Genomic DNA, 2,389 nt, shown 5'->3' with positions numbered 1-2,389 from the left:
ATAAAAATACTTACTTTGGTTGAACAATTAAGAATAAAAAATAGATGCTTAATACTTATTAAATAATTTGATATGGATTTTTATTATAAAAGCATTGCTTGTAAAACCTTAGCCCCTAAAGATCAACAGCCTTTAATTTATGGCTAAAAATATTCGTACTTAACTGGATATTTTAAGCCACTAACGCACTTTATTTGCTGTTATACGTAAATTAATCTGCTCCACTAGTACTTTATCCTGCTTGTTTAGACGCCCTACAATGAGCAAGAAATCACTACCGTCAGTTTTTATTACTTTAATGCTTGTGTTATCAAGTTTGGTTTTACCGTATGTGGTTTCTATTTTTTCTATGTCTTTAAAGTGACTAAGATCTGATTCAAGCTTACCGTCATCGTTTTTGTAGTAACTAAAAACATAGTTCTCGGTTATTCCGTTACCGTCTTCTCGGTAATCAAATACTGCATCGCTATAAAAATAAAGTATTTCTTCGTTTTCAGGTGTTAGGCGATTACGTTTTAAAAAGTGTACTTGGTAAGGCCATAAACTATCGCCTTTGATAATTGCAGCATTGGGTAAAATATTTACTTCTTGAAGTACGCCCAAAAATAATAGAGGTGCAAACGCAAGCGAGATTAAATACTGTCTAATTCGCCAGTACGAGTTGTAATGTAAGGCTTCTTTACTTGTATCGGTTTGCTCAATGTAACTAACTAGAGGCAACCATAAAAATGGCATTATACAAATCACTATGGTTGCGTATTCGTCCATTCGATAAGCAAAGGCGCTGGCAAGTACCATTAGCCAGAGTGTTAAGGCAGTCCAGTTAGGCATTACTTTATTTTTGTTTAGCTGTTGTTGGCTGTGCTCTGCAAGTGCGAGATACAAAGGGTAATACCATAAAAATGCAAATATACCTCGAGCAATAGGCATAATACTTGAGTTATCGCGTTCTTTAATGGCTTTAAAGTTACGATAACTCCAATAGTTAACAAATATGCCTAAACTCAAAATACTGTAAATAATAAACTTACTTACAGATACGGCATAAAATGGACTATCTTCAAATTTCACTTTTTTTGCTGACTCTAATCGCCAATCGGCGAAAAAGAATATGAGTACTAAAATATAACCAGCCAACACATATTTAAGCCAGCTATAACCGAAGCTATCTAACACATCAGCTGTTGCTTGAGGCGTTTCACTCGCCTTTGCATATTTTAGAATAGGGTAATGAGTTGCTGATATTAACTTCTTACGCTGTGTTAAATAATCATCTATTTGAGTGGCTTTTATATGATCTTGTTTTGCGTAATAGCTATAGGTCAGTGTTAAAACGTTATTATTAAATTCAGTGGCTGTTTTTAAATTAAAGTAGTCGTTATCAATTTCTTCTTTTTCGCTATCAAATCCCCAATCTTTTTCTGTAAAATGTAGTTTTATTGTGGTATTAATTATATTGGGATAGCTGAAGTAAAGCGGGTCAGTTCTGTTTACTTGTTTTGGTTCGTAAACACTGTTTTGTATTTCACTTGCATAAAAACTAGCTTCGTAGCCTTCATCTGTTTTTTCCCAAAATTCATCAATTAAATACGATTCTTTGGTTATTAGTTTACCCGTTTGCTCTTGCTCACTAATTGCCATTGTTTCATTTATTGATAAACCATTTAAAAATCCTTGGTAATACCCAAAGTAAGACTTAGCAACGCTATTTAGACCACTGCTGGCTATATTACTTCTTCGGTTAATTGCTTCAAATCCGGCATAAGTGTATTGGGTTTCAAAACGTGATGGCTCAGATACTTTTTCTGCAATAAAAAAGTTATCTTCTACAGATACATTTGTATGTACAGGCTTTTGTGCCATAGAGGTTAAAGCAGTTTCACCTTTATCAATAATTAGGGCATAGCCATAATCAGGTTGTGCTAAATATTCAAGTGTACCTCGTTGGTAGTTCACCGTAGGATCGAGCCAGTAGCGCTTTCCGTCTTGCTTAAGCGTAACAATTACGTGATTAAACACACTTGCAGTAGCCGGTAGTTCTATTAAACGTTTGGTTTCTTCAGTATCGACCAGCGCAGGGAAAGCCTCTATACCCATCGCTTTTAATAACGAAATAAGCAGTACCGTTTTATCTTTACAATCGCCGTATCGTAGCGAAAGCGTTTCTGAAGCTGACGTTGGTTGATGCGAGTTAGTGCCCATTTCAAGCCCTAAATATCGAACTTCGTCTTGGCTAAAGCGCAGTGCTGCGGCAATTTTATCTGATGTTTTTGTGTGTGTTGCTTTTATGTTTTCAGCTACATCCAAAATGCTATTTGGGGTTTCTATGGCTGATTGATAAAGCGGATATGCCCAATTAACTACCTGACCCCAATCGTCAAACTCAGAA

General features: G+C 35.5%; 1 protein-coding gene. It reads right to left on the bottom strand.

Going from position 1 to position 2,389, the window contains the following annotated elements; translation table 11 throughout:
• Positions 1-180 precede the first annotated feature (180 nt).
• Positions 181-2,389, bottom strand: a 2,209-nt coding sequence (locus tag H5072_RS17060) for a transglutaminase family protein (RefSeq protein ID WP_182694220.1), incomplete at its 5' end; no start/stop codon positions are given.

Origin of the sequence: Pseudoalteromonas sp. SR45-5, assembly GCF_014163565.1 — a bacterium.
GTDB lineage: Bacteria > Pseudomonadota > Gammaproteobacteria > Enterobacterales > Alteromonadaceae > Pseudoalteromonas > Pseudoalteromonas distincta.
Note: the sequence above shows the minus strand (reverse complement) of the source record. Positions and strands in the feature narration are given on the sequence as shown.